Annotated in this window: 23 protein-coding genes and 1 pseudogene; 8 read left to right on the top strand and 16 right to left on the bottom strand. The window is 73.1% G+C overall.

Annotation, left to right across the window (positions count from 1 at the left end; genetic code table 11):
- The first annotated feature begins 156 nt into the window (after positions 1–156).
- Positions 157–1,404: an ABC transporter substrate-binding protein gene (locus AWX74_RS12280; RefSeq protein ID WP_091275257.1), complete on the top strand. Its 1,248-nt coding sequence runs from the start codon at positions 157–159 to the stop codon at positions 1,402–1,404.
- A 147-nt stretch (positions 1,405–1,551) separates the two neighbouring features.
- On the opposite strand, the gene AWX74_RS12275 is transcribed toward AWX74_RS12280, so the two are convergent.
- Positions 1,552–2,598, bottom strand: a complete 1,047-nt coding sequence (locus tag AWX74_RS12275; RefSeq protein ID WP_054564204.1) for a hemolysin family protein — start codon at positions 2,596–2,598, stop codon at positions 1,552–1,554.
- Entirely contained in the window at positions 2,595–3,890 is a 1,296-nt protein-coding gene (locus AWX74_RS12270) for a hemolysin family protein (RefSeq protein ID WP_076823743.1), read from the bottom strand. The genes AWX74_RS12275 and AWX74_RS12270 overlap by 4 nt, the downstream gene beginning before the upstream one ends.
- Positions 3,891–4,526: 636 nt before the next feature.
- Between AWX74_RS12270 and AWX74_RS12265 the strand changes: the two genes are divergently transcribed.
- Positions 4,527–5,225, top strand: a complete 699-nt coding sequence (locus tag AWX74_RS12265) for a DUF4232 domain-containing protein (RefSeq protein WP_165615574.1) — start codon at positions 4,527–4,529, stop codon at positions 5,223–5,225.
- Positions 5,226–5,400: 175 nt separating this feature from the next.
- On the opposite strand, the gene AWX74_RS12260 is transcribed toward AWX74_RS12265, so the two are convergent.
- From AWX74_RS12260 to AWX74_RS12240, 5 genes are all read right to left on the bottom strand, one after another.
- The gene (locus AWX74_RS12260) at positions 5,401–5,613 is read right to left on the bottom strand and encodes a hypothetical protein (protein ID WP_006539468.1); all 213 of its coding nucleotides are present in this window, start codon (positions 5,611–5,613) and stop codon (positions 5,401–5,403) included.
- A gap of 463 nt (positions 5,614–6,076) precedes the next feature.
- Positions 6,077–6,814 (bottom strand): sulfite exporter TauE/SafE family protein, encoded by a 738-nt coding sequence (locus tag AWX74_RS12255; RefSeq protein WP_091275253.1) that lies wholly within the window; start codon positions 6,812–6,814, stop codon positions 6,077–6,079.
- Between the two features lie 106 nt (positions 6,815–6,920).
- Entirely contained in the window at positions 6,921–8,033 is a 1,113-nt protein-coding gene (locus AWX74_RS12250) for a CaiB/BaiF CoA transferase family protein (RefSeq protein ID WP_091275250.1), read from the bottom strand.
- 117 nt (positions 8,034–8,150) lie between these two features.
- Positions 8,151–9,344 (bottom strand): thiolase family protein, encoded by a 1,194-nt coding sequence (locus tag AWX74_RS12245; protein ID WP_091275248.1) that lies wholly within the window; start codon positions 9,342–9,344, stop codon positions 8,151–8,153.
- 214 nt (positions 9,345–9,558) lie between these two features.
- Complete coding sequence (locus AWX74_RS12240; protein WP_054564199.1) at positions 9,559–10,059, bottom strand: pyridoxamine 5'-phosphate oxidase family protein; 501 nt, start codon at positions 10,057–10,059, stop codon at positions 9,559–9,561.
- Positions 10,060–10,120: 61 nt separating this feature from the next.
- Here AWX74_RS12240 and AWX74_RS12235 point away from each other — a divergent pair, with 61 nt between their 5' ends.
- Positions 10,121–11,167, top strand: coding sequence for a helix-turn-helix transcriptional regulator (locus tag AWX74_RS12235; RefSeq protein ID WP_091275244.1), 1,047 nt, complete (start codon positions 10,121–10,123; stop codon positions 11,165–11,167).
- A 19-nt stretch (positions 11,168–11,186) separates the two neighbouring features.
- Here the strand turns inward: AWX74_RS12235 and AWX74_RS42470 are convergent, their stop codons facing one another.
- Both AWX74_RS42470 and AWX74_RS12225 read right to left on the bottom strand, forming a co-directional pair.
- Positions 11,187–11,474 (bottom strand): FDXHR family putative zinc-binding protein, encoded by a 288-nt coding sequence (locus AWX74_RS42470; protein WP_006539475.1) that lies wholly within the window; start codon positions 11,472–11,474, stop codon positions 11,187–11,189.
- 179 nt (positions 11,475–11,653) lie between these two features.
- On the bottom strand, positions 11,654–12,193 hold the full coding sequence (locus AWX74_RS12225; protein ID WP_091275241.1) for an NUDIX hydrolase: 540 nt from the start codon (positions 12,191–12,193) through the stop codon (positions 11,654–11,656).
- Positions 12,194–12,535: 342 nt separating this feature from the next.
- Between AWX74_RS12225 and AWX74_RS12220 the strand changes: the two genes are divergently transcribed.
- The 4 genes from AWX74_RS12220 to AWX74_RS12205 all read left to right on the top strand — a co-directional run bounded on the left by AWX74_RS12220 (position 12,536) and on the right by AWX74_RS12205 (position 17,833).
- Complete coding sequence (locus AWX74_RS12220) at positions 12,536–14,416, top strand: GAF domain-containing sensor histidine kinase (protein ID WP_091275238.1); 1,881 nt, start codon at positions 12,536–12,538, stop codon at positions 14,414–14,416.
- Positions 14,417–14,662: 246 nt separating this feature from the next.
- Positions 14,663–16,201, top strand: coding sequence for an AAA family ATPase (locus tag AWX74_RS12215; RefSeq protein WP_091275234.1), 1,539 nt, complete (start codon positions 14,663–14,665; stop codon positions 16,199–16,201).
- 221 nt (positions 16,202–16,422) lie between these two features.
- Positions 16,423–17,502 carry an Acg family FMN-binding oxidoreductase gene (locus AWX74_RS12210; protein ID WP_091275232.1) on the top strand — a complete coding sequence of 360 codons (1,080 nt, stop codon included), beginning with the start codon at positions 16,423–16,425 and terminating at the stop codon, positions 17,500–17,502.
- A gap of 46 nt (positions 17,503–17,548) precedes the next feature.
- Positions 17,549–17,833 (top strand): GNAT family N-acetyltransferase, encoded by a 285-nt coding sequence (locus AWX74_RS12205; RefSeq protein WP_091275230.1) that lies wholly within the window; start codon positions 17,549–17,551, stop codon positions 17,831–17,833.
- Between the two features lie 146 nt (positions 17,834–17,979).
- Here the strand turns inward: AWX74_RS12205 and AWX74_RS12200 are convergent, their stop codons facing one another.
- Positions 17,980–19,026, bottom strand: coding sequence for a hypothetical protein (locus AWX74_RS12200; RefSeq protein ID WP_091275227.1), 1,047 nt, complete (start codon positions 19,024–19,026; stop codon positions 17,980–17,982).
- A gap of 267 nt (positions 19,027–19,293) precedes the next feature.
- Positions 19,294–20,067 (bottom strand): pirin family protein, encoded by a 774-nt coding sequence (locus AWX74_RS12195; protein WP_091275221.1) that lies wholly within the window; start codon positions 20,065–20,067, stop codon positions 19,294–19,296.
- Positions 20,068–20,127: 60 nt separating this feature from the next.
- On the opposite strand from AWX74_RS12195, the gene AWX74_RS12190 reads away from it, so the two are divergent.
- On the top strand, positions 20,128–20,751 hold the full coding sequence (locus tag AWX74_RS12190) for a MarR family winged helix-turn-helix transcriptional regulator (RefSeq protein ID WP_242666193.1): 624 nt from the start codon (positions 20,128–20,130) through the stop codon (positions 20,749–20,751).
- A gap of 317 nt (positions 20,752–21,068) precedes the next feature.
- Here the strand turns inward: AWX74_RS12190 and AWX74_RS12185 are convergent, their stop codons facing one another.
- The 5 genes and pseudogenes from AWX74_RS12185 to AWX74_RS12165 all read right to left on the bottom strand — a co-directional run bounded on the left by AWX74_RS12185 (position 21,069) and on the right by AWX74_RS12165 (position 26,578).
- Positions 21,069–22,307, bottom strand: coding sequence for an FAD-dependent oxidoreductase (locus tag AWX74_RS12185; protein ID WP_091275217.1), 1,239 nt, complete (start codon positions 22,305–22,307; stop codon positions 21,069–21,071).
- 59 nt (positions 22,308–22,366) lie between these two features.
- Complete coding sequence (ftsH, locus tag AWX74_RS12180) at positions 22,367–24,355, bottom strand: ATP-dependent zinc metalloprotease FtsH (RefSeq protein WP_091275764.1); 1,989 nt, start codon at positions 24,353–24,355, stop codon at positions 22,367–22,369.
- Between the two features lie 188 nt (positions 24,356–24,543).
- Positions 24,544–24,798: pseudogene (locus AWX74_RS12175) on the bottom strand (DUF2277 domain-containing protein); the annotation flags it as partial.
- Between the two features lie 15 nt (positions 24,799–24,813).
- On the bottom strand, positions 24,814–25,689 hold the full coding sequence (locus AWX74_RS12170) for a PhzF family phenazine biosynthesis protein (RefSeq protein WP_091275209.1): 876 nt from the start codon (positions 25,687–25,689) through the stop codon (positions 24,814–24,816).
- Positions 25,690–25,714: 25 nt separating this feature from the next.
- The gene (locus AWX74_RS12165) at positions 25,715–26,578 is read right to left on the bottom strand and encodes a prephenate dehydratase (protein ID WP_091275205.1); all 864 of its coding nucleotides are present in this window, start codon (positions 26,576–26,578) and stop codon (positions 25,715–25,717) included.
- Positions 26,579–26,691: the final 113 nt, after the last annotated feature.

Genomic DNA, 26,691 nt, shown 5'->3' with positions numbered 1-26,691 from the left:
GGACGTCTGACTGCCGGTCGGCTGAACGCCGGACGCCTGGCCGCGGGGCGGCCGATCGCTGGGCTCTGCGTCCGTGATGTTGTAACGTTGCCGAGCCAGTTTGCCCTGATGGTCGGAAAAGTACGAACTATCCCTTTCTTGCCTCGGGGGACACTGTTGAGGATCGCAGCGACTGGCCGCCGGTGGCGGGCCGCAGGTGGTGCCCTGGCACTGGCGACGGCGGTGGCGACCCTGATCGGCGGATGCTTCGGGGAAGCCGGCGACACCTCGCCCGAGGTGTCCGCGGCCAGCTGTGCGCCGGTGGCCGGTGTGACCGCCGACGAGGTCCGGTTCGGCGCGCTCTACCCGGACACCGGAACCAGCTCCCAGCTCTCCCGCGCGTTCCGGGCCGGCGTCGACGCCAGGCTGGGCGAGGCGAACGCCGCCGGTGGCGTCCACGGCCGCCAGGTCAGGTACGACTGGCGCGACGACGAGTCGACCTCGGCGGGCGCGCTGCTCGCCGCGCGTTCGCTCGTGGAGCGCTCCCAGTCGTTCGCCGTCGTCGGGACCAGTGGCATCGCCGGCGAGGCGGCCGACTACCTGGCCGAACGCGGAGTCCCCACGATCGGCCAGGACCTCACGGCCGGCGGGGAGAACGTGTTCGGCTACTCCAACATGCTCGGCGGTGACCTCGGCAACTCGGTCTTCGGCGTGTTCGCGCACTCCCACGGGGCGACCAGGGCGGTGATCCTGCGTACGGACGCCCTCGCGGCCTCCGGGCAGATCGGGGACCGGCTGGCGCGCAGCCTGCGTGCCGACGCGGTCCAGGTGGTCGACACGATCACCTGGACGTCCACCGGCTTCGACCTGGCCGCGGCGGCCGAGCGGGTGCGGGCCGCCGGTGCCGACATGATCACCGGCGTCGTGCCCGTCCAGGCGTTCGCGGACGTCGTCGCCGCCGCCAGGGCCGCGGGCGTGACGGTGAAGGTGGCGATGCAGCCGGTCGGCTACGACCCCGGGGTCCTCGACCGCCGCCGCACCGGGCTGGCCGGCAGCTTCTACCTCGTCGACTTCCTGCCGTTCGAGGCGCACACCCCGGCGCATCAGCGTTACCTCGACGCGATGGCCCAGTACGCGCCGCAGATCGAGCGGCCGGAGCAGACCACCGGCCTGGTCGGTTGGCTGACCGCGGACCTGTTCCTGCGCGGCCTGCAGGAGGCCGGGCAGTGCCCGACCCGGGCCGGGTACATCGCGGCGCTGCGCGCGGTGAAGGACTACGACGCGGGCGGCCTGCTGCCCGGTCCGGTCGATCTCGCCGTGAAGAACGCCCCGCGCGTCTGCGTGAGCGTCGTGCGCGTCGGGCAGGCGGCGGACGTCTTCCAGGTCCAGATGCCGATGGCGCTGTGTGGGGACACCCTCCGCTGACCGCCGCCGGCCCGGCACCGGCCGCCGCTGACGGCTGCTGACCCCGGCGTCGGCCGGCGGCGGGTGTGTTCGGAGAGCGTCCGGCTCACCGAACACACCGCAGCCGCAGCCGGCCGCGGACGACCCGCAGGCCGCCCGCGGCCGGCCTCAGGCGGGCTGACGGGCCGCCTCGTCGCGGATCTCGCCGACGAGCTCCTCCAGGATGTCCTCCAACGCCACCAGCCCGAGGATGCGGCCGGTCTCGTCGGAGAGCCGGGCCAGATGCGACCCGGAGCGCTGCATGGTCGCCAGGACCGTGCGCAGGCTCTCGTCCGCGCCGACCCGCACCAGCGGCCGGATCCACTTCGGCGCGACCGGCGCGGACCTGCGGTCCTCACGGTTCTCCAGGACGTCCTTGAGGTGCAGGTAGCCGACGAGGTCGTCGTCCTCGCCACGGACCGGGAAACGGGTGAAGCCCGTGTCGGCGGCGAGCTGCTCGACCTCCCGCGGCGTGACCGTGGGTGCGACGGTGACCAGCGCCTCCGGCCGGAGCAGCACACTGCGGGCGGTGCGCTCGTCGAAGGACAGCGCGCCGGTGAGCAGGTCGTGCTCGTCCTCGGCCAGCAGGCCCTCGCGGTGCGACTCCTCGATGAGCCCGGCCACCTCGTCGCGGGTGTAGACGTTGGTGACCTCGTCCTTCGGCTCCACCCGCAGCGCCCGCAGGGTGAGGTTCGCGACCAGGTTGAGAGCCGAGATCACCGGCTTCACCGCCCGCACGACGGCGACCAGGGGCGGGGTGAGCAGCAGGACCGCCCGGTCCGGCAGGGCCAGCGCGAGGTTCTTGGGAACCATCTCGCCGATGACCACATGCAGGTAGGTCACCAGGGTGAGCGCGATCGCGAACGCCACCGGATGCCGCATCGAGGTCGGCAGCCCGACCGCCTCGAACGGCGCCTCCAGCAGGTGCGCGATGGCGGGCTCGCTCAGCGCGCCGAGGCCGAGCGTGCACACCGTGATACCGAGCTGGGCGCCCGCGAGCATCAGTGACACATGCTCCATGGCGTGAAGCGTCACCTTGGCGGCGCGCGAGCCGGCCGCGGCCCGCGGCTCGATGGTGTCCCGCCGAGCGGAGATGAGCGCGAACTCGGCGCCGACGAAGAAGGCGTTGCCGGCCAGAAGCACAACCGTCACCGCCAGCGCGATGATGTCGTTCATCGGCCGGCCCCGAGCCGGATCCGGTCGACCCGCCGACCGTCCATCCGTTCCACCTCGTACCGGATGCCCTCGAGCGTGATCGTGTCGCCGGCGCGGGGGATCCGCCCCAGCGTGCGTGACATCAGGCCACCCAGGGTCTGGTACGACTCGTCGGCCGGGATCCGCAGGCGGGTGACCTCGCTGGCCTCCTCGGGCCGCAGCAGGCCGGAGAGCAGCCAGGTGCCGTCCCGGCGGCGCAGGGCCCGGGGGCTGACCCGGTCATGCTCGTCGATGACGTCGCCGACGATCTCCTCGATGAGGTCCTCCGCGGTCACCAGACCATCCGTGCCGCCGAACTCGTCGACGACGATGGCCATCTGCAGACCGCCCGACCGCAGCGTCTCCAGCAGCGGGTCGAGCGGCATCGAGGACGGCACCGTCACGGCGGGGACCATCGCCTCCCGCACCGTCGTCGTGGCGCGCAGCTCCTCGGGCACGCTCACCGCGTGCTTGACGTGGATCAGCCCGACGACGTCGTCACTGCCGTCCCCGATGACCGGGAACCGGGCGTGGCCGGTCCGCCGGACCGCGTTGATCACCTCGCTGACCGGTGCGTCCGCGTCGATCGACTGCATGCGCATGCGGGGTGTCATGACGTCCTCGGCCACGCGGTCACCGAAGGTCAGCGAGCGCTGCATGAGCGTCGCGGTCTCCCGAGGCAGGGTGCCGTGCTCGGCCGAGCGCCCGAGCAGGGAGAACAGCTCCTGCGGCGATCGGGCCGAGGCGAGCTCCTCCTGGGGCTCGATGTTGACCCGTCGCAGCAGCGCGTTCGCGGTGCTGTTCAGCGAATGGATCAGGGGACGGACAGCCCGGGTGAAGACCCGCTGCGGGCGCTGCACGGCCCGCGCCGTGCCCAGCGGCCTGGCGATCGCCAGGTTCTTGGGCACGAGCTCCCCGTAGAGCATGGTGAACGCGGTCGCGAGGACGAGGGCGAGAGCCACGGAGACGCCACGCGCGACACCGTGGGAAGCCCCGAGGCTGGTGAGCGGGCCCTCGAGCAGATCCGCGATGGCCGGCTCGGCGAGAAAGCCGATGGCCAGGTTCGTGATGGTGATACCGAGCTGTGCCCCGGAGAGCTGGGTGGACAGCTGCCGCAGCCCGGTCAGCACCCCGGCCGCGGACCGGTCGCCCGCGTCGGCGGCACGCTCGACGGAAGGTCGGTCAACGGTGACGAACGCGAACTCCGCGGCGACGAAGACGCCGCAGGCCACCACCAGCACAATACTCAGGAGCAGAAGGAGCGCCTCTGTCACCGATCGACCCCCGCGGGCGCTTCCCTACGCGTGGGTCGGCCGGAACTACATCCGGCATCGTCGGTACTGTTCATGATCCCTTCCGTCGGGTGGGACGCTGTCGGGCCCGACAGTCGCCCAGCGGTGTGCCTACCCCCGTCAAGCTGGTTCAACGCCTGCCAGGTGCGGACCGTTTCACGATGGCCTGTGGGATGTGCGTCGGTCCAGGGGGCCACCGTGTGGTTCGGCGGGTACCGGCGGGGCCCCGGCCGCATGATTGCTCACCATCCGCACCGAGCACCAGCCCAAAGCGCGACCGCCGCCCGACGGCTCGCGTGGAACAGCTCACCCGCAGACCGGCTCGCCCCACGGGACGCGCTCGGATGGGCCAGGCCCCGGACGGGCTCGGCCATGCAGATGGGCTCGGTCACGCAATGGTGCGCTTCGTCACTGTCGCGGTCGGTGACCGGACCGCAGGTGTGGCGACCCCGGGAAAGGGGAAGGTGATCGGTGCCCGGGAACATCGTTTACCGGGAGTTCGGAACGGGCCCAGATCGGGGGATCCGGGAGGGCGTCATGCGTCTTTCTCCGTTTTCTCCGCGCATCCTCGAATCGTCCGCCTCGCGCCGGCCGGAAATGCCGCCGAAAAGGCGCGGGGTGGGATTCCACGTCCTGACTTCGACCGGGATGGCCGCCGCCACGCTCACGGTGGTGGGTTTCGCGTCGTCGGGTTTCGCCGGAATGGCCGTGGCCGTGGCCGGTGCCGTGCCGGGCGGCGGCATTTCCTGCGACTCGGGTGAGCTTCGCGCCGAAGTGACGGACATCCAGCATGGCGCGGGTCAGACGCACGCGGCGCTGAGCGTGGTCAACATCGGGCGGCGGGCCTGTGAGCTGCGCGGCTACCCGCTGGTTTTCCAGGTCGACGAGGCCGGCGACGGGCTCGGCCCGGCGGCCGATGCCCAGGGGCCGGTCGGGCCGTCGGTGCCGCTGGCGGCCGGCGGACGGGCGCAGGCCGGCCTCACCATGACCGCCGCCGGGTTGTTCCCGGGCTGCCCGGATGCACCGGCCAGGCCGGCTGGGCTGCGCCTCGTCCCTCCCGGCGGAACAGGTCCGCTGCCGGTGGACGGCTTTGCGGGGCTGCTCCCGTTGGACGGTGCGTTCGCCGCGGACGGTGTTGCCGGGCCTGGGTCGGTGGCCGGGCCTGGGTCGGTGGCCGGGCCTGTTGCCGGTCCTGCGGCTGGGCTGGCGGTTGGTCCTGCGGCCGCCGGGCCTGGTTCGGTGACCGGCGCGGGCTGTGCGGCCACGGTGTTGACCGAGCTGCGGGTGACGACGTTCTTCTCGGCGTCGGGCGGCTGAGGTCCGCCGTCGGCGCTGGCCGGTGCCGTCTCCCACCGTGCGCGGCGGCGGGAGACGGCACCATGGGACGGCACCACGGCTGGACGGCCGCGCAACCGGCCGCGCAGCCGCACTGCCGGCCGGCGGTGTGCCGGCGAGCGGCCCGGGTCGCGCATGTCGACCTCTACGTGGACATCTACCGCGGGGTCAGGCCGATGGAATAGAAGATGGCCAGCGGCCAGGCCAGTGTCGCCACCACGGCGGTGAAGAAGTGGCGCAGCGTGGCACCGTCCCAGTCGGTGACGTTCCAGTAGTCCTGGCTGATGGTGACGATGAGTCCGATGGCCAGGTAAAGGAGAAATCCGAGGCTGACGCTGCCGTAGGTCCGAGTGCGCACCCGGGTTGCCATCGGGCGCTCCTTCCGTAAAAGGGGGAATATCCGCTGAGCCGGCAAATACCCGGATGTATGCGGGATAACCTCCCGGGTGTGCCACTGTTTTCGGGCTGCCGCTGTGACTGGCTCGCTACCGAGTAGGACCCGAGGATCCTGGTCGCCGGTGAGTCGCGGGTCGGCGCCGATCAAGATCGCCATTCGGCGGGTGGGGAGGGTCGCGCTCCTCGAACGCGGCCGGACCTCCGAGCGCCCGGTAGCCCGGTAGCCCGGTCTGGCGAGTCGCAAGGGTGAAGGATTCTGGTCGTCCCGACGACCAAAATCCTTCTTTCTTGCGCGTTGCCAGGCGACGCCGTGCCACTTTTGTCCCACTTGAGGTGAACTGCCGGTGGGATCCGTGACCGGTGGCGAGGAGAACAGCGGCCGGGTCAGGCCGGGTCGGGCCGGGCCGGGCCGGGCTGAGTTGCGTTGGGCGCGGGTCTCAGCGGTAGGCGTCGAGAGCCAGGGAGACGGCCAGGCCGACCGCCGCGGCCGCGATGATCCAGCGCAGCAGCTCGGCGGGCAGCGCACGGACGATGCGGGGGCCGATGGCGCCGCCGGCGAGCAGCCCGGCGGCCAGCGGGGCGGCAGCCGTCCAGGCGACCGATCCCACGACGGCGAACAGGACCGCGGCGACCGCGTTGGAGAAGCCCGACACGACGTTCTTCACCGCGTTCACGCGGGCCAGTGGCTCCGGGATCATCACAGCCATGATCGCCAGCAGGGCGACGCCGGCGCCCGCGCCGAAATATCCGGTGTAGATCGAGACGGCGAACACGGCGGCCAGCAGGCCGGGGCCGCGGGGGCCGAGGGGGCCACCAAGGGGGCCGGCGGCGGTGTCACCGGCCCCCGGCCGAAGGCGAGGCGAGAGCACCAGGAGCACCGCGGCACCGACGATCAGCCAGGGCACGACCAGCTCGAAGGCGCGGGCCGGGGTGGTCATCAGCAGCACCGCGCCGAGGGCCCCGCCGGTGAGGGTGGCGGCGCCGAAGCGGGCGACTCGCCCGCCCTGGCCGGCGAGCTCGGTGCGCGAGCCGAGCGCGGCGCCGAGCGCCACGAACAGCAGGGCCGCGGTGTTCGTCATGTTCGCGGTCCGTGGCTCCAGGCCCACGGCGAGCAACGCCGGGTAGGAGACGAGGGACGCCAACCCCGCGACCGTGCTGGTGATGCCCGCGAGGATCCCGGCGCCGACGAGCAGCGCGACGTCCGCCGCGTTCAGCCGGCTCTCACCTCGACGCGGGCGAGTCGGATGCGGGTGGTTCGAGAACGGGTGATCCGGGCGCGGGTCACCCGGCTGGCGGCGCGCTCGCCCATTCGGCCAGGACGGCGTCCGGCTCGCTGTAGACCGCGCGGGGGGGTACGGGCGTGGGGCTGCGGGAGAAGCGGGGCGCGGGCGCGGCCTGGGGGACCCCGTCGACGTCGACCACGGCGCCGCGGGCGGACATGTGCGGATCCGCCGACACCTCGGCCAGGCTCAGGACCGGCGTGACACAGGCGTCCGTCCCGTCGAACCGCGCCGCCCACTCGTCGCGGGTGCGGGCGGCGAAGGCGGTGGTGAACGCCTCGCGCAGCACCGGCCACCCGGCCGGGTCGTTCTGGTCCGGCAGTTGCGCCGCGTCCAGGTCGAGGCCTTTGAGCAGCTCGGCGTAGAACTGCGGCTCCAGCGGCCCGACGGCGACGTGGCCGCCGTCGGAGCAGGTGTAGGTGTCGTAGAAGGGCCGGCTGCCGTCGAGCAGGTTGGATGCCCGCTCGTCGGACCAGTCGCCGTAGCCGTGCCAGTCGCCCATGGCGCGCCAGGCCCACATCATCTGCAGCAGGACGCTGGTTCCGTCCACGATCGCCGCGTCGACGACCTGGCCCTGGCCCGAACGCCCGCGTTCCAGCAGCGCGGAGAGGATCCCCACCAGCAGGAACATCGAGCCGCCGCCGTAGTCGCCGACCAGGTTCAGCGGCGGTGCCGGGCGTTCGTCGGCGTTGCTGCCCATGGCGTGCAGGGCACCGGTCAGCGAGATGTAGTTGATGTCGTGGCCGGCGCGGTGCGCGAGCGGACCGGTCTGGCCCCAGCCGGTCATCCGGGCGTAGACCAGCCGGGGGTTGCGGGCCAGGCACTGCTCCGGGCCGAGGCCGAGCCGCTCGGCCACTCCGGGCCGGTAGCCCTCGATCAGCACGTCGGCCCGGGCGATCAGCTCCGTCGTCTGCGCGAGGCCTTCGGGGCTGCGCAGGTCCACCCGCAGCAGGCGCCGGCCGCGCAGCAGCCAGTCGTCGGGGCCGTCGCCCAGGTTCGGCCGCTGCACGCGGACGACGTCCGCGCCGAGGTCGGCGAGGATCATCGCGGCGTGCGGCCCGGGGCCGATTCCCGCGAGCTCCACGACCCGCAGCCCGCTCAGCGGACCGGACACACTGCCTCCCGAACAACCTGGAGTAACTGGACCAACGCCAAACCCGACACCAAAGCCGAACGGTCCCGAGTGGTCCCGAACGGTCCCGAACGGCCCCGAACGACCCGGGAAACGAACCTACAGGCGTTCGATGATCGTCGCGTTGGCCATGCCGCCGCCCTCACACATCGTCTGCAGACCGTAGCGCCCGCCGGTGGCCTCCAGGTAGTTGAGCATCGTCGCCATCAGCTTGACCCCGGAACCGCCGAGCGGGTGGCCCAGCGCGATCGCGCCACCGCGCGGGTTGAGCTTCGCCGGGTCGGCGCCGAGCTCCTTCGCCCAGAACAGCGGGACGGACGCGAACGCCTCGTTGACCTCGTAGGCGTCGATGTCGTCCAGGCTCAGGTCGGAGCGCCTGAGGATCTTCTGCGTCGCCGGCAGCGGCGCGGTCAGCATGTAGAGCGGGTCGTCACCGGCCAGCGCGAACGAGTGGAAGCGGGCCCGCGGCCGCAGGCCCAGCGCGGACGCCTTCGACTCGCTCATGATCAGTGCGGCGGACGCGCCGTCGCTGAGCGGCGAGGAGTTGCCCGGGGTGATGTGCCAGCCGATCTGCGGGAAGCGCTCGGCGTACTGCTCGGTGTAGAACGACGGCTTGAGCCCGGCGAGCCCCTCGGCCGTGGTCGACGGGCGGACGGTCTGGTCGACGGTGTGGGTGAACGTGCTGCCGTCCGGGGCGACCGCCTCGAACGGGATGATCTCGTTGTCGAAGCCACCGGCCGCGGCGGTCGCCGCCGCTCGCTGATGCGACCGGGCGGAGAACTCGTCGAGCTCCTCGCGGGTCAGTTTCCACTTCGCCGCGATCAGCTCGGCGCCCACGCCCTGGTTGGCGAGGCCCTCGGGGTAGCGCGCGCGCATGCCCGGCCCGGACGGATCCCGTCCCACCGAGGCGAAGCGCATCGGGACCCGGCTCATCGACTCGACGCCGCAGGCCACGACGACGTCGTAGGCACCGGCGATGACGCCCTGCGCGGCGAAGTGCATGGCCTGCTGGCTCGAGCCGCACTGCCGGTCGACGGTGGTCCCCGGCACCGACTCGGGGTAGCCGGCGGAGAGCACCGCGTTGCGGGCGATGTTCGCCGTCTGCTCCCCGGCCTGGCTGACGCAGCCGGCGATCACGTCGTCGACGATCGCGGGGTCGATGTCGTTCCGGGTGACCAGCGCCTTCAAGGTCGCCGCGAGAAGCTCGACGGGGTGGATCTCGGACAGCGCTCCGCCGGGCTTGCCTCGCCCCGAAGCGGTGCGCACGACGTCGACGATCACTGCGTTTTCCACGGCACTCCCCAACCCGGAAGCAGGCCAGCCGGAAGCCCGGAACGGGCCAGCCGGAAGCCAGTACGGAACGTACGGAACATTTCCGCTCGTCGCGGTCGCTCGTCGCGGTGGTTCGGCGCGAGCGCCACACCTGCCAATCGAACGTATGAGTACGCCGTTCTCAGGGTCAAGAAATGCCGTTACGGACCAGCGGTGCCCGGACGCGCGGTGTGGGCTATTCCTCCCGGGCCGGCGCGTCGTCGTTACCACGGCGCAGAACGCGCAGGCCACGGCCGTCGGGATGCCAGCTCTCGACTATCAGCTCGTCGCCGGCGACCGAGATCCGGACGACCTCGGTGACCTCCACCCGGAACAGGTCGAACGGCGTCGGCGGCTTCACCTCGTCCGCGAAGCTCCGCAGTGTGCCCGGGTCGGTGACCGGCACGGCCCGGCCGGCGACCCGGGCATCACCATCGGCCATGTCGGAGCCCGGGCCAGGGTTCGCGTGCAGCGCGAACCGGGGCTCCCGGATCAGATCCGCCGACTTGCGCGCACCCGGCATGCCGCCGAGCCACAGCTCGCCCAGCAGAAAGCTCGTCTCGATGCCGCTCACCCGAGGTGATCCGTCCGCGCGCACGGTCGCCAGCACATGGTGGCGGTAGGCGGCGAACCGCTCGCGTACGGCCCGCCCGAAGTCCGGCTCCGCCGTCTCGAACTCGTTCCAGCTCACAGTCATGGCCCTAGCCTCACCTCGAACAGTGACATCTGCTGTCAGGGATCGGAGCTACCTTCGCCGGGTGCGTTCCAGCCGCCTGATGGCCCTCCTGCTGCATCTCCAGGCCCACGGCGGGGCCACCGCCGCCGATCTCGCCGCCCGGTTCGAGGTGTCCGTCCGCACCGTGCGGCGTGATGTCGCCGCGCTCGCCCAGGCGGGCGTGCCGGTGTGGTCCGAGCCGGGGCCGCGCGGCGGGATCCGCCTGGTGGAGGGGTGGCGGACCCGGCTGGACGGGCTGACCGGCGACGAGGCGTCCGCGCTGCTGCTGGCGGGGGCCGGCGGCGACGCGCTCGCCGGCCTCGGGCTGGACGCCGTCGCCGCCGCCGCGCGGGGCAAGGTGCTGGCGACCCTGCCCCCGCAGCTGCGCGTCCGGGCCGGGCAGGTCGGCGAACGGTTCCACCTGGACGCGCCGGGCTGGTTCACCGACGCGGAGCCGGTGCCGTGCCTGGCCGCCGTCGCCGCGGCGGTCTGGGCCGGGCACCGCCTCGACATCCGGTACGGCCGGCCGCACAGGCAGGACGGAGCGGACGGAGCGGACGGAACGGCGCGGCCGGGCAGGGCGGACCGGCCGGTTCAGCGCCGGATCGAGCCGCTGGGGCTGGTCCTGAAAGCGGGGGTCTGGTACCTGGCCGCGGGCCAGGACGGTGACAGCCAGGACGGTGACATCCGTAGCTACCGCGTCGACAGGATCGTCGCGGCGGAACCGGTGCCGGGGCCGCGGGCGAGCTTCACCCGGCCCGCGGACTTCCAGCTGGACCGCTGGTGGGCCGCCTCGAAGGAGGACTTCGTCCGGTCCCTGCACAGCTGGCCGGCGCGCCTGGCGCTCACCGCGCTCGGGGAGCGGATCCTCGCCGGAGTGCTGGACCCGCTCGTCGCACGGCGGGCCCTGGCCACGGCCGGCGCGCCCGACGCCGACGGCTGGCGCGAGCTGGACGTGTGGTTCGAGGGCCCGGAAGTCGCCGAGTCGCAGCTGTGGGCGCTGGGCCCGCACGTTCGGGTCGTCGCCCCGCCATCCCTGCGGGCCGCGCTCGCGGGCTCCGCCCGGCGCATCGCGGCGATCAACGCCTGAGCCCGCCGGATGGGGGCGGTCAGGCGGGACGGACGACCGGGTCGGTGGTGATCTGGCGCGGGAGGGTCAGCAGCCGCCCCGGGGCCCGTTCGTCGTCGCGGCGCCAGTAGCCGCCGTCCGCGCACAGCCCGGCGTCGACGGGCGGCACGCAGTGACCGTCGTCGCGGTGCGCGTCAAACCCTTCGCTTCCCACAAAGGTCTCGTGGCAGGTTGGGCAGTGCGCAGCGGTCAGCGCCGTCCAACGCACATCGCAGCGACCGCATCCGATGAGTGTCGGACGGTCATAGTCGATGTCGCGGCCGCGCAAGAGCCGCCCCCCCTCGTTGTTCGCCGGACGAATCCGCGCCTTGGATGGTCAGGCACCGTCAGGTCGATTCTTTACGCCCGCCCCTGGTGCGGACCGCAGATGCGGCATCGACCGTAACGATTTGCCGGGCCGGTCCACCATACGGGGGTGCCGGAGGTGCGAATCCGCTTCCCGCCGGTTCAGTGGGCACGGAGCTCCTCAAGCGGTGAAAGGCTGCTGGGTGACGGCGGCCGGACGGGGTGCCAGCCCGGCTCGGAATAGGCCTCGCCATGTTGCCAGGCGACAAGGACGGCATCGTCCAACCTGTCCAGCCCCGCGGGGAGGTCGATGAGGGACCGCCAGCACGCCTGCCCCGGCCGTCCTGCCGGCTCCCGCGCCGTCGTCGTCGTCGTCGCCGTCGTCGTCGTCGCCGTCGCCACCTTCGCTGTGCAGTCCAGCAGGAAGTAGAGGGTCATCCGCTCCTCACCTCCGATCCGGTGGTGCGCCGTGTGCGCCAGGGTGAGCGCCGCCTCGTCGGCCAGCGGTGCGGCCGCGTCGGCCGCCAGCCGCAGCGCCGTCTCCCGGGCCGGCTCGCCGAGCCGCAGTGAGGCCGCGGGCAGCCGCCACTCCGGCGTGGGTGAGCCTTCCGAGGTGCCTGACATGATCAGGAAAACGGTGCCGGCGACGACCACCATCAGCCGCAGGTCGACGGGATGGCACAGCGACCGCGTGGGGTACAAGGCTGGCTCCAAAGGCTGGCTCCACCGGAGGTCGGACACTGTCGGGGCGCGCCAGCCCAGGCACCGATCATCCGGGGTTGCACGTGCACGTGCAAGGGCCGTTGCGTGGATTGGTCGGAAGAGCCGTGCGGCCCGGATGGTGCCCGGGGGTGCCGGAAGGCCCGACCGGATGGGTCCTTGTGGCACCCGTCTCGGTAGCTGTGGCCGGTGGTGATGACCAGCGTCTCCGGCGGTCCGTGCCGTCCGGCCAGGTCATGGCGGGGCCACGATGGTCACCCAGCGCGATGGCTGGGCCGATGATCGAAGCTGTGCTTCCCTGATGTTCGATAGCGTCTGTAGACCATGGACCCGTGGCTCGAGGGCGCCTGTGGTGATAACAGCCCTGGCGACGACACCGACGGCGGGTTGCTGGAGACACCGCGGCTGCTGGGGATTCGACGACTCCGGGAGCTGCTGGACGGGCGGGAGGCCGGGGAGATGATCGACAGTGAGAAGCTCCTGGACGCCCCGGCTCCGCTCCCGGTCCCGGACTCGTTCGGCGAGGCCCCGCCCACCCGGACTGGCCGCCTTGAGCTGGACGAGCTGATGGCCCAGCTGGTCGAGCGGGCCCACGAGGTGATGACCACCCAGGGCCGGCTGCGCAGCCTGCTGCGGGCCCATCGTGCGGTCGCCGCCGACCTGAGCCTGGAGGTCGTGCTCCGCCGGATCGCCGAGGCGGCCTGCGAGCTTGTCGACGCCCGCTACGGAGCCCTCGGAGTGATCGCCCGGGACGGGCGGATGGAGCAGTTCATCCACGTCGGAATGGACGCCGACCTGGTTCGCAGGATCGGCCACCTGCCGCGCGGGGAGGGCGTGCTCGGCCTGCTGACCGCCGACCCCCGGCCCGTCCGCCTCGACGACATCGCCGCGCACGACCACGCGGTCGGGTTCCCGCCGGGGCATCCGCCGATGCGGACCTTCCTCGGCGTGCCGATCAAGGTGCGCAGCGAGGTCTTCGGCAACCTCTACCTCACCGAGAAGCGCGGCGGGCGGCGGTTCACCGCGCAGGACGAGGAGCTGGTCCTCGCCCTTGCCGCCAGCGCCGGTGTCGCGATCGAGAACGCGCGGCTGTTCGGCGCGGCGCAGCGGCGCCAGCAGTGGCTGCAGGCGTCCGCCGACATCATGCGCCACCTGCTGGCGGACGGCGCCGAGCCGCTGGCGCTGATCGTCGGGCGCGCCCGGGAGGTCGCCGACGCCGACCTGGCCTGCGTGCTGCTGGCGGACGAGGTCACCGGAGAACTGCTGATCGAGGCCGCCGACGGCCTCGCCGCGGACATCCTGGTCGGCCAGGTCGTTCCGACCGAGGCGACGCTGGCCGGCAGGTCGGTCGCCGACGGCCGGCCCGTGCTCGTCGACGACGCCGCCCTGGAGCCGGGCAGCTCCGGGCTCGGCACGGTCGACATCGGGCCGATCATGGTCATCCCGCTGGTGGGCACGCAGACGCGGCTGGGCGCGGTGGTCCTGGCGCGGGAGACCGGTGGCCGGCCGTTCGCCGACACCGACCTCGACATGGCGGCGACGTTCGCCGGGCACGTCCAGGTGGCGCTCGGCCTGGCCACCTCCCGTGCCAACCGGGACCGGCTGCTCGTCCTGGAGGACCGCGACCGCATCGCCCGCGACCTGCACGACCATGTCATGCAGCGGCTGTACGCGGTCGCGCTCGGCCTGCAGGGCATGGCCGCGGCCGAGGACCGCGCGCCGGCGGCGGGCCGGCTCAGCACCTACGTCGACGACCTCGACGCGACCATCCGCGAGATCCGTTCGACGGTGTTCGAGCTGCGGGGGAGGCGGTCCAGCGGCGGGGCGGGAGTGCGCGCCCGGCTGGTCGAGATCGTGGAGGAGGTCGGCGAGGCCCTCGGGTTCAGCCCCCGGCTGCGCGTCGACGGACCACTCGACTCCGTGCTGTCGGGCAAGACCGTCGACCACCTGCTGGCCGTCGCGCGCGAGAGCCTGTCCAACGTGGCCCGGCACGCACGCGCGAGCCGGGCTGAGCTGTCGGTGACGGTCGGGCAGGGCTGGCTGCGCGCCGAGGTCACCGACGACGGGGTCGGCCTGGGGGACACCAGCCGGCGCAGCGGCCTGGACAACCTCCGCAGCCGCGCGGAGGAGCTGGGCGGAACGTTCGAAATCGCCGCCGGCCCGTCCGGGGGCACCCGGCTGCGCTGGGCGGTTCCGCTGCGCTGACCGGTTCTGCTGCGCTGCCCGGTCTACCCCCGGTCTGACCGCTTGCCCGGTCTGACCGCTTGCCCGGTCTGACCGGCCGGCCGGCAGTGCCGGGTGCGCGTGGTAGTCCTCCGCAGGAGTTTCAGGGGACTGAAGGCAGCTCTCTCAGGTACGAAAGGCCCGGTTTCCGGGGCCGCTCGCGGGCGCTGCGCCGCCCGGTCGGCCGTAACGATGGATGCCGGACGCAACGGTGCGGAGAGAGGTGCCATGCCGGTCGAGCAGATGGCCGCGAGGCCCGTTCCCGCGGCGCTGTGGTCACGGCCGGGCTCCGACGGCCGGGTGGTCGAGACGGCCGACGCGGTGCTCTGCCTGACCGCCGACCGTGTCCTCAAACGGCGCCGGCCGCTGGACCCGGGCGAGCCCGCCTTCCGTGGCCTGCTGACCCGGCTCGCCGCGTGCCGCGCCGAGGTGGCCCGCAACCGGCCGCTGGCACCGGATGTCTACCTCGGCGTGGCGGACGTCGTCGACGACGGCGGCGTCGTCCAGGATCACGCTGTCGTCCTGCGCCGGCTGCCTGCCGGTCGCCAGCTCGCCTCCCTGCTCCGGCGGGGTGGTCACATCGACGAGGAGGTCCGCGCCGTCGCGCGGGCCGTCGCCGGGTTCCACGCGCGCTGCGAGACCTCGCACGGGAGCGGCGTCGACGATCCCGGGCGGTCCGAGGCACGGTGGCAGGAGGCGATCACCGCCGCCAGCGCGTTCCGGGGGACGGTGCTCGAGGCCGAGCTGGTGGACGAGATCGGCCGGCTGGCCCGGGCGTACCTCGCCGGCCGCGGCGCGATGCTGGCCGGGAGGGTCACGGGCGGGTGGGTCCGCGACGGGCACGGAAGCCTGCGGGCCGACGACATCTACTGCCTGGACGACGGGCCGCGCATCCTCGCCCGGGCCGAGGCCGACGGGCGGCACGACGACGTCCTTGGGGACGTCGCGCTGCTCGCGGTGGAGCTGGAGCGCCTCGGGTCATCGGAGGACGCCGACCTTCTCCTGCGCGCCTACCAGGAGTTCGCCGGGACGGCGCACCCGCGCTCGCTGGAGCACCTGCACATCGCCTACCGTGCGCTGGTCGAGGCGGCCACGGTCGCGGCCGCCGCGGGGGAGCAGGCTCGCCGTCTCGCCGACATCGCCTACCGGCATCTGCGCCGCGCGCGGGTGCGGCTCGTGCTCGTCGGCGGCCTGCCCGGCACCGGGAAGACGACCCTGGCCGGCCGGCTCGCCGCCGGCGACGGCGGCCGGGTGCTGATCCGCTCCGACGAGGTGCGGGCGCGGTTCTCCGCCGAGGAGGTGGGCACGGACAACTCCTACGTGTGGCCGCTGGCATCGGAGATCACCGCGCGGACGTACACGGAGCTGCTGGCGCGGGCCAGGGTGTTCCTGTCCGGCGGGGAGACGGTGATCATCGACGCCTCGTGGTCGGACGGGCGCCACCGCGCCGCGGCCGCGCGGCTCGCGCGGGAGACCGGAGCGGAGCTGATCGAGCTGCGCTGCGTGACCTCGCCCGAGGTTGCGGCCGCCCGGCTGGCACGGCGTGACGCGGCCCGGCAGGCGGCCTCCGGGCCGGCTGGGGCGTCCGAGCTGTCCGGGGCGTCCGGGGCGGTGGGGTCCGGCAGGCCCACGACCACCGCCGGTGCCATGTCCACCCTGCACAGGGCGATGAGCGCCTGGGCCGAGCCGTGGCCGACGGCCAGGGTGATCCAGACGACGGTGCCCGAAGGCGAGGCGTTCCAGGCCGCCGAGCGCTGCGTCGCCTGAGCGGGTGACGTCGCCTGAGCGGGTGACGGAGTCGGTCCGGGCAGGTCCAACGTTCGCGAGTCTGGGTAGGGCGAACACTGGAAGGCTGGGTAGGGCGAGTTGGAGCGGCCCGGTGAGTCGGCGAGAAGCGACAATGGGGCCTTCGGATGACCGGGGGTCCCGCGCGCATGATGTCGGCGACGCACGATGATTGACCGGGTCGTCGACGGACGGGAGAGGCCATGGTCGGCACCGCCATGCGGCTGACGGAGAATGACGCCCGCGCGATCGTCGAGCTGGCCGAGCTCGCGCCGTCCATTCACAACACCCAGCCTTGGCGCTGGCGGCTGGACGCGGCGGGGCTGCACCTGTTCGCCGACCCCGCCAGGCTGTTGCAGGTCGCCGACCCCGAGGGGCGCCAGCTGCTGATCAGCTGCGGTGCCTCGCTGGCCTTCGCCCGCCTCGCGGCCCGCTCACGCGGTCTGCTGGTCGACGCGGTGCTCGGCCCGTTCGCCGACGACGAGACAGGCGTGCCCGCGGCGGCCCAGCCGCTCGTCGCCCTCACGGTGAGCGGGCGCCGGCCGGCCAGCCCGGCCGAGGCCGACCTCGTCGCGGCCATGGCCAGGCGCCACACGGACCGCCGGCCGTTCCTGGCGGGCGATCGCGGGCGGCTGACCCCGGACGACCTGTCGGCGCTGCGTCACGCCGCCGAGGCCGAATCCGCCTGGGCCTGGTTCGTGGACGACACGGACTCGCGGATCGAGACCTCCGTGCTGTTGTCCCGCGCCGACTGGCACGAGGCCCACGACCCCGCGTACGCCGCCGAGCTGCGCCAGTGGCGCCACGAGCCGTCGGTGGCGGCGGACGGGATTCCGTCCAGCGCGGTGCCGGACGTGGCCGGGGAGCGCCAGTCGGAGTTCGTCCTGCGGGATTTCGGCGTCGACGGCGGGAACGACACCGCGGGCGCTACGGGCGCGGCGGGCGCTACCGGCGGCGGCACCGAGGCGGCGGCACCGGGGGAGGGGCCGGTCGAGCGCCCCACCGTCCTCGTGGTCGGCACCGACAGCGACCGGCCCGTCGACTGGCTGATCGCCGGCGGCGCGACGGGGCGGGTGATGCTGACCGCGACCGCCCGGGGGCTGGCCGCCTCGCCGCTGGGCCAGGTGATCGACCTCACCGCCAGCCGCGCGCAGCTGGGCGCGGTGATCGGAGCCACCGGGCACGCCCAGATGATGCTGCGCCTGGGCCGCCCCGACCCGGCCCTGCCGCCGCTTCCCGGCACGCCCCGCCGCGGGGTCGACGAGATCCTCCGGATCGGTTGAACGGGGCCCGATAGCCCTGGGTGCCGCCACCGGCCAGGATGGCGCTATGGACGTCACCGTTGTCGACAACGCCCCAGCCAGCCGTTTCGAAGCCCGGACCGAGACCGGTGAGGTCGCCGGCTTCGCCACCTACACCCGGACGAAGTCGGCGGTGACGTTCGTGCACACCGTGGTGGACCCGGCGTTCAAGGGCACCGGTGTGGGGTCGACCCTCGCCGCCGCGGCGCTGGACGCGGTACGGGCCGAGGGGCTCGCGGTCGTTCCGCAGTGCCCGTTCATCAGGGCGTTCATCGACCGCCACCCCGAATACGCCGACCTCGTCCAGAGCTGACAGCCCAGACGAGCCGAGCCGCCTTCGGGCCTGGTTGCACCGTCGCGCGGCGCCAGCAGTTCACATCGGGAGGGCTCGACTCCTGCCCGGCAGCAGCCACAGCCCGAGCTCCGGATTTGCTGAACGGGTTGGCAGAGCGCTGGGCTCTAGCGCTGGGCGGGAATGTCGTCGAGGGTGGGAAACGGGTCCGGAGGGACCTCGTCGGGGGGCGACCGGTGAAGGTGCCCGGGCCTGCGTGCGGCGGCGTACGGGGTGTGCGTGGTGTGCGGGGCGTGCCGGGAACGTCGGTGGGGTGTCCGTCGGCTCAGCCTGCGGGCGAGTGGGGCGGCGGCCAGTCCCGCGGCGGCGAGCACCACCCCGAGGGTGGCCGTTCCGGCGAGAAGGGCCCGCTCGGCCGTGGACCGCGCCGCCCCGCCGCTCGTGGGCGATCCGCGATCGTGGGCGCGGGCCGCGGTCAGCTGCCCCGGCCTCGCCGAAGCGGGTGCCGATACGACGCTCGGACGCGGACCGGGCCAGCTGACCGCGTTGCCCTGACGTGATCCGGAGGGCCCGGAGCGGTCACCGGCGGGGTCGTCCGGGGCTTCGGGCGGTGTCGTCACCGGTGGTGAGGCCGATGGCAGGCCCGCGTCGGTCGTCTCGGATCGTGCGGTGCCGGAGCCAGGCACGCCACGTGCCGCCCCGCCGGCTGGCTGAGCTGCGCCGGCCGGTTGGACTGCGCCGGCCGGTTGGACTGCGCCAGCCGGAGGGCCCGTGCCGACCGCGCCGACCGCGGCTGCTGCTCCGGTCGCGGTGGTCGGCGCGCTGTCGCCCCGGGTGGCTGCCGGGCCGTTTTCATCGCCGCGACCCGCGGGGCCACCGGCCGGCTGGCTGGGCTTGCCCGCCGGCGTGTTCCCGGGGTGCGCGGTGTGGCGGTGCCCGGCGGTCGGTCCGGGCCGTGGCGCAGGTTCGGCGCCCTGGTCGTCATCCGGTTCCGCGGAGCCGAAGAGGTCTGGCTGGTTCTGGCCCGGCTCCGGGTCCAGGTCGACGTGGACCTCGATGGGGCCGATCAGGTCCTCGGTGCCGAGCGCGACGACGAGCGTCCCGTTCGGTGCGGGGGGCGGGGAGCCGCTCGCGGCCGTGGCAGCGGTGGCCGGCGCGATGAGCACCGCGATGATCGTCGAGGCCAGTGTCGCCGCGGTCAGCGCTGCCCGCACAAGGAGTCCTTTCGGCGCTCGCCGATCGGGGTCGGCGGGCCACCGGAGGGTCAGGGGCGGCTGGTCGGACGGCACCGCGCGTCTGCGGAGCCTCGGGGCTGGGTCGGCAGTCTCCGTCCCGAGGCCACGGCGCGGCAACGCTCCACGCCGACGGCATCCCACCCGAATCAGGGGTCGGAAGGGAGGCCACCTGGCCCGCGGCGCCAGCAGCGGGCCCGCGCCGAGCGGCCCGGCGGCCGTTGGTGGGCCGCCGGGCGCCCGGGTGGGTCAGGCGGACAGGCCGGCGTGCATCTCCCAGACCAGGACCTCGGCGGGCTCGACACCGGTCACCTGCTGGCCGCCGACGGCGGTGAACCTCACCGCGTCGCCCTCGTGCAGCCGGCCGGCCCCTTCCAGGTTGACCTCGCCGCGTGCGACGAAGAGGTGCAGGTAAGGGGCATCGGGCAGCTCCACGCTCTGCCCCGGCGCGAGCCGCGCGACGTGCAGCGCCGCGTACCGGTTCTTGATGCGGATCGCCGACGCGCCGTCGTGTCGGTCCATCCCGGAGGCGACGGTCACGAGGCCGCCCCGGAGCAGCTCGTTGTCGATCTCCAGCTGCTCGTAGCCGGGGTCGATGCCGCGCTCGTCCGGAACGACCCACATCTGGATGAAGTGGACCGGGTCGTCGTGGGGCTCGGTGTCACTCGTCAGCCGCCAGGCGTCGTTCTTCTCCGAGTGCAGGATGCCCCGGCCGGCACTCATCCGCTGGGCGAGACCCGGGTAGATCACACCCTTGTTGCCCGTCGAGTCCTGGTGGACGAGCGACCCCTGCAGCACCCAGGTGACGATCTCCATGTCCGTGTGCGGATGGGTCTCGAAACCCGTCCCCGCCCGCACGGTGTCGTCGTTGCTGACGAGCAGCAGCCCGTGGTGGGTGTTGGTCGGGTCGTAGTGCTGGCCGAACGAGAAGGAGTGCTTCGAGTCGAGCCAGGCGATCCTCGTCTTCGCGCGGTCGTCCGCGCGGCGGATGTCGACCTGAGGCCTCAGTGTCGCACTGGCCATGGTGACCCCTTTCCATCTTCATGACGTGTCATTAAGCTACATGACGTGTCAACTAGAGGTGTGGACGAGGTATTCCAGCCCGCGACCGGCGCCGCGAGTGCGACCGGCACCGCGGGCGCTGCGGATCCGGCGGGCGCCGCGAGTGCGACCGGCGCCGCGCGCGCTGCGGGTCCGGCGAGCGCTGAGGGTCCGGCGGGCGCTGAGGGTGAGGTGCGCTGGCTCGCCGAACACGAGCAGCGGGCCTGGCGTCGCTACCTGCTCATGGCCGGTGAGCTCGCCGCGCGGATGAATCGCGAGCTCACCGCCGACGCCGGCATCTCCCTGGCCGACTACGACGTCCTCGTGCACCTCACCGAGGCGCCGCAGGGGCGGCTGAGGGTGAGCCGGCTCGCCCACGCGCTGTCGTGGGAGCAGAGCCGGCTGTCCCACCACGTCGCGCGGATGCAGCGCCGTGGCCTGGTGGTCCGGGAGGAATGTGCCGAGGACGGCCGCGGCGCGCTGGTCGTCCTGACCCCGCAGGGCCGAGCCGTGATCGAGCGGGCGGCGCCCGCGCACGTCACGTTCGTCCGGGAGAATGTGTTCGACGCCCTGACCGAGGCCCAGGTCGACGCGCTGGACGCCATCTCCGCCGCCGTTCTGGCCCGGCTCGCCGCCGCGACGGCGAACCGGCCACCGGTGTCCTGACGTCGCCGTCCGCTGGGGGTTCCCTTGGCCCGCGGCCGGGCTGTGGCAACGGGCGTGGCCCGAAGCGGGGCAAAAGGGGCGAATAGTCGCCTGGCGACTCGCAAGAAAGAAGGATTTTGGTCGTCGGAACGACCAAAATCGTTCACCCTTGTGACTCGACAAACCGGGCTACCGGGCTACCGGGGTGTCGATCATCGACGCTTCACGTCGTTGCCTGTCCGATCTCACTTGTGCGTCCGGTTCCGTGGCCACGAGCACGAGACGGTTCCCGACCCGCACTGGACCACCGGCGAAGTCCCCGGAGCAGTCGCGCCTGGTCAGGGGAGCTCGGGGCGGAAGCCGATGCCGACGATGTGGGCGAACGCGCCCTGGGCCGCCGGGGTTCGGGCGATGCGCCGGAGCAGTGCGGGGGCTGTGGGCGGCGACCCGTCGGCCGGTCCGTCCAGGGTTGGGCCGAGAAACGCGCGCTGGGCGGCCCGCTGCAGCAGCTGGGTGAGCACGGTCGGGGGGAGGCGCCGGCGCTGCACCGCGGCGAGCTGCCGTGGCGTCGGCGCGCGGGCCGGCTCGCGGCCGGCGATCAGTGGCCCGGCGAGCAGACGGGCCGCGGCGACCGCGTCCTGTACGGCGAGATTGATCCCGACCCCGCCGATCGGTGACATCGGATGGGCCGCGTCCCCGATGATGAGAGCGCCAGGTGCGTACCAGCGCCGGGCCCGGTCGATCCGCACGGTGAGCAGGTGGACGTCGTCCCAGCTCCCGATGCCGCCGACGCGGTCGGCGAAGTCGGGGGCGACCGCCGCGACGCCGCGGCGCAGCGCGTCGATCCCCTCGGCGCGGACCGCGTCATAGCCGCCCTTGCGGATCAGGTAGGCGACCTGCCAGTACTCGCCCCGGTCGATCCGCACCAGCAGGCGGCCAGACCCGGCGAGGCCGCCCAGCCCCGCACCGTCCTCGGGGCACCGGGGGAGCCGGAACCAGAGCACGTCCATCGGCGCGCCGAACTGGCGCATCGGCAGGCCGAGATGGGTTCGTACGACCGATCCCCGGCCGTCGGCGCCCACGGTGAGCCGTGCCCGCACCGTCTCCGGTCCGTCGGGGCCGTCTGCGGTGACCCCGACGACCTGCCCGCCGCCGTCCCGGAGCAGGCCCGTCACGTTCCGGCGGCGCAGGAGGGTGAAGGTGGGAATCTCGGCGCCGGTGCGGGCGAGCATCTCCAGCAGGTCCCACTGCGGGACGAAGTACAGGTATGGGTGATCCGTCCGCAGCCGGGAGAAGTCGGCGACCTGGAATGTTCCGTCGGCGAAGGTGAAGCTGAGGCTGGTCACCCGACGGCCGGGCAGCGCCCGGGTGGGCCCGCCGAGCCCGATCCGGTCGAGCAGCGTCAGCGTCGACGGGTGCACCGTGTCCCCGCGGAAGTCCCGCAGGAAGTCCTCGTGCTTCTCCAGCACGCAGGTGCGCAGGCCGTGCCGGGCGAGCAGCAGGCCGAGCATGATCCCGGCCGGCCCGCCGCCGACCACACAGACCTCGAACGTGTGGCCGACCGGTTCCGGCGTCATGGCAGCTCCGGCGTCATGCCAGCATGCCTACCCCGTCCGGCCGCCGGATCGACCTGGGCTCAGGTCTCCAGGGTGATCTGGGGCGGTATTCCCCCCTGCGGCCCCTCACCGTTCGGCCCGGTGCCACCCGGGGCGTGGGCGAACTTCGCCACCGAGGCGGCGGCGATCTCGTCCACGACCGTTCCGTCGACCGTCTCCTCCTCGAGCAGGCGGGCGGTCAGCTCGTTCAGGGCGTCCCGGTGCATACGCAGCAGGTCGATGGCACGTGCCTCCGCCTCCCGGAGCAGCCGCGCCACCTCGGAGTCGATCAGCCGCTGGGTCTGCTCCGAGTACGGGCGGCCGATGATCTCGTCGGTGCCGAGGTAGCCGGGCCCGTCCGAGGCGTACCCGACCGGGCCGACCTCCGCGGAGAGACCGAACTCGCGGACCATGCGGGTCGCCAGCGACGTCGCCCCGGCCAGGTCGTTCGAGGCGCCGGTCGACCCGTGCCCGAACACGACGAGCTCGGCGGCCCGGCCCGCGAGCCGCACGGCGAGGCTGTCGGTGAGGTAGTTCTCGCTGTACAGGTGCCGCTCGGCCTCGGGGAGCTGCTGGGTCACCCCCAGGGCCATGCCCGCGGGCAGGATGGTCACCTTCGCCACCGGATCGGCGTCGGCGCAGAGCGCCGCGACCAGGGCGTGGCCGGACTCGTGCACCGCCACCGACCGCTTCTCGTCCGGCAGCAGGGCGTTGGACGCGTCGCGGCGGCCAAGCAGGATCCGGTCGCGCGCGGCGTCGAGATCGGCGGCGCTCAGGGTGGACCGGCCCGCCCGCACGGCGTTGATGGCCGCCTCGTTGATCAGGTTCGCCAGATCCGCTCCGGAGAACCCGGGGGTGCCGCGGGCCACCCGGGTGAGGTCGACGTCCGCTGTCAGGTGCTTGCCGCGGGCGTGCACGGCAAGGATCTCGGCGCGTTCGGCCTGGTTCGGCAGCGGCACGGTGACCTGGCGGTCGAAGCGCCCGGGCCGCAGCAGCGCGCGGTCGAGGGTCTCGGGGCGGTTCGTCGCGGCGAGGATCACCACGCCGCTGCTCGCCTCGAAGCCGTCCATCTCGGCCAGCAGCTGGTTGAGGGTCTGCTCGCGTTCGTCGTTGGCGCCGCCGAAGGCGCTGCCTCCGCGACGGCCGCCGATCGCGTCGATCTCATCGATGAAGATGATCGACGGCGCGCGCCGGCGTGCCTCGGCGAACAGGTCCCGCACCCGGGACGCGCCGACGCCGACGAACATCTCGACGAAACCGGACCCGGCGATCGACAGGAACGGGACCTCGGCCTCACCGGCGACGGCCCGGGCGAGCAGGGTCTTGCCGGTGCCCGGCGGGCCGACCATCAGCACGCCGCGCGGACCGTGCGCGCCGGCCTCGCGGTACTGGTCGGGGTTGCGCAGGAAGTCGACGACCTCGCTGATCTCCTGTTTCGCGCCCTCGTAGCCGGCGACGTCGGTGAACCTGGTCTCCGGACGGACCACGTCGGTGACCTTCGCGCGGGAGCGGCTGAACATCCCGAGCGGGCCGCCGGCGCCGCCGCCGAGCTGGCGGCGCGCCATCCGGCCGGACCACACGAAGAAACCGATCAGCAGGAGCAGCGGCAGGAAGCTCAGCAGCACCGACAGGAAGGACGTCCCCGTCCGGGTCGCGGTGATCTCGACCTTCTTGGCGGCGAGCTTGCTCGTCAGCGCCGTGCTGTCGAGCGCGGTCGGGATCCGGGTGGTGAAGTCCTTGCCGTCGGTGAGCGTGCCGTCGACGGCGCCCTGGTCGTCGATCGTGACGGAGCGGACCTGGCCGGCGTCGACCCGGCCGACGAAGTCCGAGTAGGCCAGCTCGTCCGGCGCTCCGGCGAACAGGCTCGGGCCGAACAGCAGCAGCACCGTGACGACGAGCCCGAGCGGGATAAGGAACCGGCGCCAGCCCGGCATCGGCGGGGGAGCGGGTTTGGGTGGGGTGTCCTTCGGAGGGCCGGAACGCGCCGGGGCGGAGTGATGCGCACCGTCGAGGACGACACGGGAGATCACCGGCTCCACCACAGATCCACCGGCCGCCCCGCGGGCGATCCAACGACAGCTGTCAAAACTCCAGGCACGAACCTCAGTATGCCCAGCTATGACCCGGGCGCTGCCGGTGTGTGCCCTGCATGTGCTCGTTTGGCGGTGGCAGAGGCGGCGGTGGCAGTGGAGGCGGTGGAGGAGGAGGCGGTGGCGGCGAGCCGGGCCTGGACCTCCGGCCGGCGCAGCGGCGGCACGGTAGCCGGTGGCGTTCGGCGCGCGGGCAGCTCGCCCAGCAGCCGGTGCACACTCGCGGCGACCTCGGCCACAGCCGCCTCGAACGCCTCGGCCGCGGCGGCCGGCGGCTGGCGCAGGCCGCTGACCTTACGGACGAACTGCAGGGCCGCGGCCTCGATCTCCTCGTCGCTCGCGGGCGGGGCGAGCCCGCGCAGCTCCGTGATGTTGCGACACATGCATACCACGGTAGATCAGAGGTCGACCTCGCCGACGATGCAGGTCACGGCGTCGCCGCCGACCCAGATGGTGCCGGCCTCGTCGCGGGAGAGACGGACCTGCCCCTCCCGGCCGAGCCTGGTGCCCTGCCGGGCGGTGTACGGGCCATCGACCACACCGGTGTCGAACAGCCAGGTGGCGAGCGAGGCGTTCAGGCTGCCCGTCACCGGATCCTCGACCGTGGTGAGCAGGTGGCTGAACGCCCGCACCTCGAAGGCGGCCGGGCCGCCCTCCGGGTGCGGGCCGATGACACCCACGCTCAGGTCGACGGTGCCGGGCTGGATCGCCAGCACCGCCTCGGCGGAGTCGAGCATCACCGCCACCCAGCCCGGGCCGTTGTCCACCCACTGGGCGGCGACGATGTCCGTGGCCGCGATCCGCAGGACCTCGGCGAGGTGAACCAGCAGCTCGGCGTCCGCCTGCTCGTAGCGCAGCAGCGGCGGCGCCGCGAAGGCCAGCCCCGACGGCGCCTGCCCCGACGGCGCCTGCGCGGACGCGGCTTCTCCCGGCACCGCTTCCCGGCGCACGGTGATCAGGCCCGCGTCGCATTCCTGGATGATCCGGTCGTCGTCACGGGGTGCCCCGCCCGCGCCCAGCCAGGCGTGGGCGGTCCCCAGCGTCGGATGGCCCGCGAACGGCACCTCGCTCGCCGGGGTGAAGATCCGGACCCGGTAGTCGGCCGCCGGTGTGGTCGGCGCCACGACGAAGGTCGTCTCGGAGAGGTTCGTCCAGGCCGCGAACCGCTGCATCTGCGCGGCGGTCAGGCCTTCCGCGTCGAGGACCACCGCGAGGGGATTGCCGAGGCAGGGCCGGTCGGTGAAGACGTCGACCTGCTGGAACGCGTGTCGCATGGCGGGGCCGGGTCGGCGGGGGCGCTCAGGCGCGCTCGGTCGCCGGGCCGTACCGCTCGCGGAACCGGCTGGCCCGGTAGACCCCGAGGATCCGGTAGTCGGCGAAGAAGCCGAGCTCGGAGAAGGCCCGTTCGACGGCCGGATCCTCCGGGCTGCCCTCGATGTCGGCGAGGAACTGCGTCGCCACGAAGTTGCCGCTCACCATGCAGCTCTCCAGTTTCGTCATGTTGATGCCGTTGGTGGCGAAGCCGCCCATCGCCTTGTAAAGCGCCGCCGGCATGTTCCGGACCTTGAAGACGAAGGTGGTGACGATCGGCCCGACGCCGGCCGCGGCGCGCAGGCGCTCGTTGGAGAGGATCAGGAAGCGGGTGGTGTTGTGCTCCTCGTCCTCGAGGTCGGCCTTCAGTACCCGCAGACCGTACTCCTCGGCCGCCAGCCGGGAGGCGACCGCAGCCTTCGTCACGTCGTCCCATTCGGCGACCTCGCGCGCGCTGCCCGCGGTGTCCGCGGCCGGGACGGCGGTGAGCCCGAGCGCGCGGATGGCGTTGCGGCACTGGGCCAGCGCCTGCGGGTGGCTGTGCACCGTCTTGAGGTCGTCCATGGTCGCGCGTGGCAGGCCCACGAGCTGGTGCCGGATCGGCAGGAAGTACTCGCCGATGATGTGCACGGACGAGTTCGGGAGCAGGTGATGAATGTCCGCCACCCGGCCCGCGGTCGAGTTCTCGACCGGAATCATGGCCAGGCCGACGGTGCCGTCCTCCAGTGCGGTGAAGCACTCCTCGAAGGTCTGGAACGGTACCGCCTCGAAATCGGGGTAGACGTCGCGGCAGGCGATATGGGAGTTGGCCCCCGGCTCGCCCTGATATGCGATCTTCTGACGCCCGGTCATTGCGGTCGCCTGCCTTCGGTTCGTGGTTGGTCCTGCGTGCGGCACGTCCCGGTGCCGCCTTTCGACGGTACCGGTCGGTGAGCGGGTTCCCGCCCGCCGCGGGACGGAGCTCA

Origin of the sequence: Parafrankia irregularis (assembly GCF_001536285.1) — a bacterium.
Taxonomy (GTDB): Bacteria; Actinomycetota; Actinomycetes; order Frankiales; family Frankiaceae; genus Parafrankia; species Parafrankia irregularis.
Note: the sequence above shows the minus strand (reverse complement) of the source record. Positions and strands in the feature narration are given on the sequence as shown.

Coding starts and splice junctions, on each gene's coding strand:
- AWX74_RS12275 (WP_054564204.1), bottom strand. CDS start 2,598: ATGAACGACATCATCGCGCTGGCGGTGACGGTTGTGCTTCTGGCCGGC.
- AWX74_RS12260 (WP_006539468.1), bottom strand. CDS start 5,613: ATGGCAACCCGGGTGCGCACTCGGACCTACGGCAGCGTCAGCCTCGGA.
- AWX74_RS12240 (WP_054564199.1), bottom strand. CDS start 10,059: ATGACTGTGAGCTGGAACGAGTTCGAGACGGCGGAGCCGGACTTCGGG.
- AWX74_RS12220 (WP_091275238.1), top strand. CDS start 12,536: ATGGACCCGTGGCTCGAGGGCGCCTGTGGTGATAACAGCCCTGGCGAC.
- AWX74_RS12215 (WP_091275234.1), top strand. CDS start 14,663: ATGCCGGTCGAGCAGATGGCCGCGAGGCCCGTTCCCGCGGCGCTGTGG.
- AWX74_RS12210 (WP_091275232.1), top strand. CDS start 16,423: ATGGTCGGCACCGCCATGCGGCTGACGGAGAATGACGCCCGCGCGATC.
- AWX74_RS12205 (WP_091275230.1), top strand. CDS start 17,549: ATGGACGTCACCGTTGTCGACAACGCCCCAGCCAGCCGTTTCGAAGCC.
- AWX74_RS12195 (WP_091275221.1), bottom strand. CDS start 20,067: ATGGCCAGTGCGACACTGAGGCCTCAGGTCGACATCCGCCGCGCGGAC.
- AWX74_RS12185 (WP_091275217.1), bottom strand. CDS start 22,307: ATGACGCCGGAACCGGTCGGCCACACGTTCGAGGTCTGTGTGGTCGGC.
- AWX74_RS12170 (WP_091275209.1), bottom strand. CDS start 25,689: ATGCGACACGCGTTCCAGCAGGTCGACGTCTTCACCGACCGGCCCTGC.
- AWX74_RS12165 (WP_091275205.1), bottom strand. CDS start 26,578: ATGACCGGGCGTCAGAAGATCGCATATCAGGGCGAGCCGGGGGCCAAC.